6 protein-coding genes, 1 tRNA gene and 1 pseudogene are annotated in these 6,489 nt (G+C 59.7%); 2 read left to right on the forward strand and 6 right to left on the reverse strand.

The genetic code is table 11. From position 1 onward, the window contains the following. From secD to queA, 4 genes and pseudogenes are all read right to left on the reverse strand, one after another. Positions 1-644, reverse strand: a pseudogene (secD, locus tag BLX41_RS34935) (protein translocase subunit SecD); the annotation flags it as partial. Between the two features lie 62 nt (positions 645-706). Further along, on the reverse strand, positions 707-1,045 hold the full coding sequence (yajC, locus tag BLX41_RS09715; protein ID WP_015636884.1) for a preprotein translocase subunit YajC: 339 nt from the start codon (positions 1,043-1,045) through the stop codon (positions 707-709). A gap of 47 nt (positions 1,046-1,092) precedes the next feature. Next, entirely contained in the window at positions 1,093-2,208 is a 1,116-nt protein-coding gene (gene tgt, locus BLX41_RS09720; protein ID WP_161799191.1) for a tRNA guanosine(34) transglycosylase Tgt, read from the reverse strand. A 14-nt stretch (positions 2,209-2,222) separates the two neighbouring features. Beyond that, a complete protein-coding gene (gene queA / locus BLX41_RS09725; RefSeq protein WP_102860388.1) occupies positions 2,223-3,287 on the reverse strand; it encodes a tRNA preQ1(34) S-adenosylmethionine ribosyltransferase-isomerase QueA in 1,065 nt (354 codons plus the stop codon). A gap of 108 nt (positions 3,288-3,395) precedes the next feature. On the opposite strand from queA, the gene BLX41_RS09730 reads away from it, so the two are divergent. Next, a tRNA-Leu gene (locus BLX41_RS09730) sits at positions 3,396-3,480 on the forward strand. Between the two features lie 87 nt (positions 3,481-3,567). On the opposite strand, the gene BLX41_RS09735 is transcribed toward BLX41_RS09730, so the two are convergent. Beyond that, positions 3,568-4,032, reverse strand: coding sequence for a hypothetical protein (locus tag BLX41_RS09735; protein WP_123724707.1), 465 nt, complete (start codon positions 4,030-4,032; stop codon positions 3,568-3,570). Between the two features lie 105 nt (positions 4,033-4,137). Further along, positions 4,138-5,022 (reverse strand): LysR substrate-binding domain-containing protein, encoded by an 885-nt coding sequence (locus BLX41_RS09740; protein ID WP_123724708.1) that lies wholly within the window; start codon positions 5,020-5,022, stop codon positions 4,138-4,140. Positions 5,023-5,126: 104 nt separating this feature from the next. Between BLX41_RS09740 and BLX41_RS09745 the strand changes: the two genes are divergently transcribed. Next, positions 5,127-6,371, forward strand: coding sequence for an MFS transporter (locus BLX41_RS09745; protein WP_123724709.1), 1,245 nt, complete (start codon positions 5,127-5,129; stop codon positions 6,369-6,371). The last annotated feature ends 118 nt before the right edge of the window (positions 6,372-6,489 follow it).

Here is a 6,489-nt window from a genome sequence, read left to right on the forward strand (position 1 = left end):
AGCACCGGTTGGCCATTGAGGTCGGCCGGTACGATATCGAAATCGTTGAAGTTCTTGCGGATCAGCGAACGAGCCTGTTCACGGCTGTCTTCATCGCTGAAGCCCAGCTGGATGGCGCCATTGAGCTGCGGCAGGCTGCGATAGCGCAGACGCTCTTTGCGCAGCAGGCTCTTGACGTCGCCTTCATAAACTTTCATGCGGGCGTCAAGGGCTTTGTCCATGTCCACTTCCAGCAGGAAGTGCACACCACCGGACAAGTCCAGACCCAGTTTCATCGGGTGCGCACCGAGGTTGCGCAGCCATTGCGGAGTGGTTTGCGCCAGGTTCAACGCCACCACATAGTCATCGCCCAGCGCCTTGCGCACTACATCCTTGGCCGGAAGCTGGTCTTCCTTGTTGGTCAAGCGCAGCAGGCCGCCCTTGCCGTTGGCAGCAATGGAAGCAGCCTTGACCTTGATACCGGCGTCGGTGAGCGCTTTGCTCGCACGATCCAGGTCTGCCTGAGTGACCTGCAACGCAGTGCTCGCACCGCTGACCTGAATGGCCGGATCATCAGGGTATAGATTGGGAGCGGAATAAATAAAACCGATCGCCAGCACCGCCAGGATCAGTAGGTACTTCCACAGAGGATATTTGTTCAGCATCACGCCGCCCGTTTATGACGCGGGGCGCCTTGCGCGCCCCGTCGATTGGTAAAAGATGAAACTTAGATGGCTTTCAGCGTGCCTTTTGGCAGCGTGGCAGCGATCGCGCCCTTCTGGAACTTCAGCTCAACGGAGTCCGACACTTCCAGAACCACGAAGTCGTCGGTCACCTTGTTGATCTTGCCGGCGATACCGCCAGTGGTCACAACTTCGTCGCCTTTCTGCAGGCTGCCGAGCAGGTTTTTCTGCTCTTTGGCGCGCTTGGCCTGTGGACGCCAGATCATCAGATAGAAGATGGCCAGGAAGCCGATCAGGAAAATCCACTCGAAACCAGTGCCAGCAGGACCGGCAGCGGCAGGTGCAGCGGCGTCCGCATACGCGGCAGGGATCAAAAAGCTCATTTAACACTCCGATAATTGCAAAATTAGTGGCTTAACGTCTTTAGAACTTATTCTAAAGGCGGCACGGGCAACCCGCGTTTGGCATAGAAGGAATCGACAAAGGCGGCCAATGTACCTTGTTGAATAGCCTCGCGCAAACCAGCCATAAGACGCTGGTAATGGCGCAAATTATGGATGGTATTGAGCATACTCCCGAGCATTTCCCCGCACTTGTCCAAGTGATGCAGATAGGCACGGGAGAAGTTCTGGCAGGTGTAGCAATCACAAGTTGGGTCCAGCGGCGAATCATCATGGCGATGGAACGCGTTACGGATTTTCAGCACGCCTGTATCGATGAACAGATGCCCATTGCGGGCATTGCGGGTTGGCATCACGCAATCGAACATGTCCACACCGCGGCGCACACCCTCAACCAGATCTTCCGGCTTGCCAACTCCCATAAGGTAACGAGGTTTGTCGGCAGGCATCTGGCCCGGCAGGTAGTCCAGGACCTTGATCATTTCATGCTTGGGCTCGCCCACCGACAGGCCGCCGATGGCCAGGCCGTCGAAGCCGATCTTGTCCAGGCCTTCCAGGGAACGCATGCGCAGGTCCTGGTGCATGCCACCCTGAACGATGCCAAACAGCGCCGCCGTGTTGTCACCGTGGGCATTCTTGGAACGCTGGGCCCAGCGCAGGGACAGCTCCATGGAAATCCGCGCCACGTCCTCATCGGCCGGGTACGGGGTGCACTCGTCGAAGATCATCACGATGTCCGAACCCAGGTCGCGCTGCACTTGCATCGACTCTTCCGGGCCCATGAACACCTTGGCACCGTCCACCGGCGAGGCGAAGGTCACGCCCTCTTCCTTGATCTTGCGCATGGCGCCCAGGCTGAACACCTGGAAACCGCCGGAGTCGGTGAGGATCGGGCCGTTCCACTGCATGAAGTCATGCAGATCGCCGTGAGCCTTGATCACCTCGGTGCCCGGACGCAGCCACAGGTGGAAGGTGTTGCCGAGGATGATCTCGGCGCCGGTGGCGACGATATCCCGCGGCAGCATGCCCTTGACCGTGCCGTAGGTGCCCACCGGCATGAAGGCCGGGGTTTCCACCGTACCGCGGGGGAAGGTCAGGCGACCGCGACGAGCCTTGCCATCAGTGGCCAGAAGCTCGAAGGACATACGACAAGTGCGACTCATACAGTTTCCTCGGGGGCCAGATCCTTGGGAGCGGTTGGCGCGGGATTACGGGTGATGAACATCGCATCACCGTAGCTGAAAAAGCGGTATCCATTTTCCACCGCGGCGCGATAGGCGGCCATGGTCTCGGGATAACCGGCGAACGCCGAAACCAGCATCAACAGCGTGGATTCCGGCAGATGGAAGTTGGTCACCAGGGCATCGACCACATGGAACGGCCGGCCCGGGTAGATAAAGATATCGGTGTCGCCGCTGAACGGCTTGAGCACGCCATCGCGCGCGGCACTTTCCAGGGAACGCACACTGGTGGTGCCCACCGCCACCACCCGGCCACCGCGAGCACGACATGCGGCAACCGCATCCACCACGTCCTGGCCGACTTCCAGCCACTCGTGGTGCATATGGTGATCTTCGATACGCTCGACCCGCACCGGCTGGAAAGTGCCGGCGCCGACATGCAGGGTCACGAACGCCGTCTCCACGCCCTTGGCGGCAATGGCCTCCAGCAGCGGCTGGTCGAAATGCAGCCCTGCCGTGGGCGCCGCGACAGCTCCCAGACGCTGGGCGTACACGGTCTGATAACGCTCACGGTCCGCGCCTTCATCCGGGCGGTCTATATAAGGAGGCAACGGCATGTGCCCGACCCGATCCAGCAGCGGCAGCACCTCCTCGGCAAAACCCAGCTCGAACAGCGTGTCGTGGCGCGCCAGCATCTCGGCCTCGCCACCGCCGTCGATCAGGATCTTCGACCCAGGCTTGGGCGACTTGCTGGAGCGCACATGGGCCAGCACACGATGGCTGTCCAGCACCCGCTCGATGAGGATCTCCAGCTTGCCGCCGGAGGCCTTCTGACCAAACAGACGGGCCGGAATCACCCGGGTATTGTTGAACACCATCAGATCGCCCGGACGCAAATGCTCCAGCAGATCGGTGAATTGACGGTGGGCCAAGGCGCCGGTTGGCCCATCCAGGGTCAACAGACGGCTGCCGCGACGCTCGGCCAAAGGATGGCGGGCGATCAGCGAATCAGGAAGCTCGAAGGTAAAGTCAGCAACGCGCATGATGGGGTTCGTCTAGCAGGGCCGGAAAGTTTAGCGGAATAACTAAAAATTGACCACGAAAGCCGATTGACCAACGGTAACCGCCTCTCTATACTTCGCCGCCATTGAGCCCTGATGGCGGAATTGGTAGACGCGGCGGATTCAAAATCCGTTTTCGCAAGAAGTGGGAGTTCGAGTCTCCCTCGGGGCACCAAGTACATATCTCAAGATGCCGCTCAATGCATCTTGAAGCCAAAAAAACCGGCCACTTGAGCCGGTTTTTTTGTGCCTGTTCGAACCCTCACTCGCTCTGAATCGGCCCCTTGGTTCCGGCATCGGTATCCATCCACACATCTTCATTCTTCAGGCGTCGATCACCTTGAATGGTGAACAGCAGCGTGCCCTGACGAAATTGCAGGGCGCCATCCGTGCGTTTGGCTTTGACCTCTTTGCCGTTCACCCACACATGCTCTTTGGCATCGATACGAATGGTGGCGACTGTCGCGCCAGAATCGCTTTTGGCCGTCCACCGTCCGGCATAGGGGGTCTGGCTCTTTGCGCTGCCAGCAGCGGCGGGAACGTAAGGGTCGGCAAATCCGGCCTTGGCATTTTCCGCCTTGCTCTTGTGGATGTCGCATCCCTGAAGCTCGGTCATCTGGGTACAGCCCGATTGCTCAAGCTGCTGGCGATACTTTTCATTGATGGCATGGGCCGGTGACTGGGCAAACAGCAAAATCACCAGTGCCGGCCAAACGAACTTGTTCATCGTACGCTCTCTTCTGATCGAATCTCTGCACTCAACAATAGCCCCGCTGCAAACCCTTGCAGCGCGAGGTCTGTCTGGCAAGGCTTGCGCTGAAGCCGTCCCTCTTCAGTAAACGATCTCACTGCGGATGGCCTGTATCACGATGTTCGACAGCCGTTCGGTCAGCGGGTCCGGGGTTGCCTCTCGGCGATGCAGCGTCAGGGCGATTGAAGGCAAGGCTGGCAAGCCGCGGTCGCCGGCCTGCAACAGCTCGGTGCCTGGCTGCAGGCCCAGGGCCGTGCGGATGGTGTAGCCCAGGCCGGCTTCGGTCGCCGCGGATAGGCCATTGAGGCTGGAGCTGGTGAACGACAGCAACCAGGGAATCCCGTCACGGTTCAGCGCTTCAGTGGCCATCGAATGAAAAGGGCAAGGCGCGTCGAACGCGATGATCGGCAACGGTGTGCCCGACTCGGCGCGCCAGTCGAGGTACTGGTGCGATGAGCCGATCCACTGCATGGGCAGGTCCGCCACCACTTCCTGATACCCGGTGGTCCGCTCTGCCCCCCAGGCCACGGCGAGATCCAGGGAGCCGTTTTCGATGCGGCTGAGCAGATCGCCATTGCGCGCGATGCGGGCTTCGACCCGAACATCCGGATGGGCCCTGGCGAAGCGGCCCAGCACCGTGGGCAGGAAGCTGCCCAGGTCTTCCTGAAGCCCCAGGCGCACCCAGCCTTTGAGCTTGAGCTCGGACACTGCGGTGATGGTTTCGTCGTTGAGGCTTAAAAGCCGCCGGGAGTAGTTCAGTAGCACCTCCCCGGTGTCCGTCAGTGCCAGCCTGCGACCGGCCTTCTTGAACAAGGGCGAACCCGCCTGGGCTTCGAGTTTCTTCAACTGGGCGCTGATGGCCGATGTCGAACGAGCGAGCTTTTGCGCTGCCTTGGCAAAACTGCCCAATTCGACCCCTGTGACGAAACTGCGCATGACATCCAAATCGAAATTTACTGGTCTCATGACAATCCTGTTTTTCGGGACTAACACGCAAAATTATTTGATATTCGAGACGATACTCCCATGAGAGTCTTTTGACCCACAACTATTTGACTAGTGGGATTCTTATGCCTGTAGATAACGGTCACCGTTGGAAAGTGCTCGGCGTCGGCGTTGCGGCCAACGCCAGCTTTTCCAGTGTGGTGGGTGGACTGCCCGCTACAGCGGTCTATATGCGCGCCACCTATCAGCTGGACAACGCCGAGCTGGGGCTGGTCCTCGGGGTGCTCGGACTAGGCATCGCCATCAGCGAAATTCCCTGGGGGCTGCTCACCGATCGCTGGGGGGATCGTCCGGTCCTGCTGACCGGGCTACTGACCTCCGGCATCGCCTTGCTGATCCTGGCAATGCTGGCCTTTTATGCCCCCACGGTGGTCCTGCTGGCGGCGGGGCTGTTCACCGTGGGCCTGCTGGGCAGCAGCGTCAACGGCGCCAGCGGCCGGGCCATCATGGCCTGGTTCAAGGAAGGCGAGCGAGGGCTGGCCATGAGCATTCGGCAAACCGCTGTACCCGGGGGCTATGCCTTGGGCGCGGTGGTGTTGCCCTACCTGGCTCATACCTACGGTTTTATCGAAGTATTCACGGCATCGGCCCTGTTCTGCCTGGTGGCCGCCCTGTTTGCCTGGTTATGGCTGTATGAGCCGGACTTCTCCAGCAGCGCAGCAAAAAAACTGAGCCTGGAGAGCAGCAACAGCCCATTGAAAGACCCGAGGATCTGGCGAATCGTCCTGGCCATCGGCCTGCTCTGTGCCCCGCAATTTGCCATCCTCACCTATGCGGCGGTGTTCTTTCATGACTTCGGCAACATCAACATCACCCTGGTTTCCGCGACCTTGGCGGTGATCCAGATTGGCGCGATCGTCAGCAGGATCTGGAGCGGACGCTGGACCGACAAAAACAAGAACCGCCGCAGCTACCTTAAAGCCTGCGCCTGGTTGAGCACCCTGACCTTTGTGGCCTTGAGCGCAACGGTATCGGCCGCCAGCTTCTATGGCATCAGCCAAACCCCGCTGGCCAGTGCCCTGATCATCGGTGTGATGGTCATCGCCGGGATCAGCGTGTCCGCCTGGCACGGTGTTGCCTACACCGAGCTGGCCACACTGGCAGGCGCCAGTCGCGCCGGTACAGCCCTGGCCATGGGCAACACTTGCGTGTTTGTGGTGCTGTTCGCGACCCCCATCGCGGCATCTGCCCTCATGACTCATTTTTCCTGGAGCCTGGTGTGGCTGGCCGCGGCCTTTTGCGCCCTGTTGACCGTACCGCTGTTTCCGCGCGTTGAAAAAAAATATGCGCTGGAACTTGGCTCGGCTTGAAGTTGCTCTTTTACAAACGTGTCACAACTAAAGCGCGTGCTGCATAACTAAAAGAGCGGCACGCGTCGCGCTCTGACTTACATACGCTAACAACCTAACCATTCGATTAACTAGTCCG

Origin of the sequence: Pseudomonas protegens (assembly GCF_003732485.1) — a bacterium.
GTDB classification, from domain to species: domain Bacteria; phylum Pseudomonadota; class Gammaproteobacteria; order Pseudomonadales; family Pseudomonadaceae; genus Aquipseudomonas; species Aquipseudomonas protegens_B.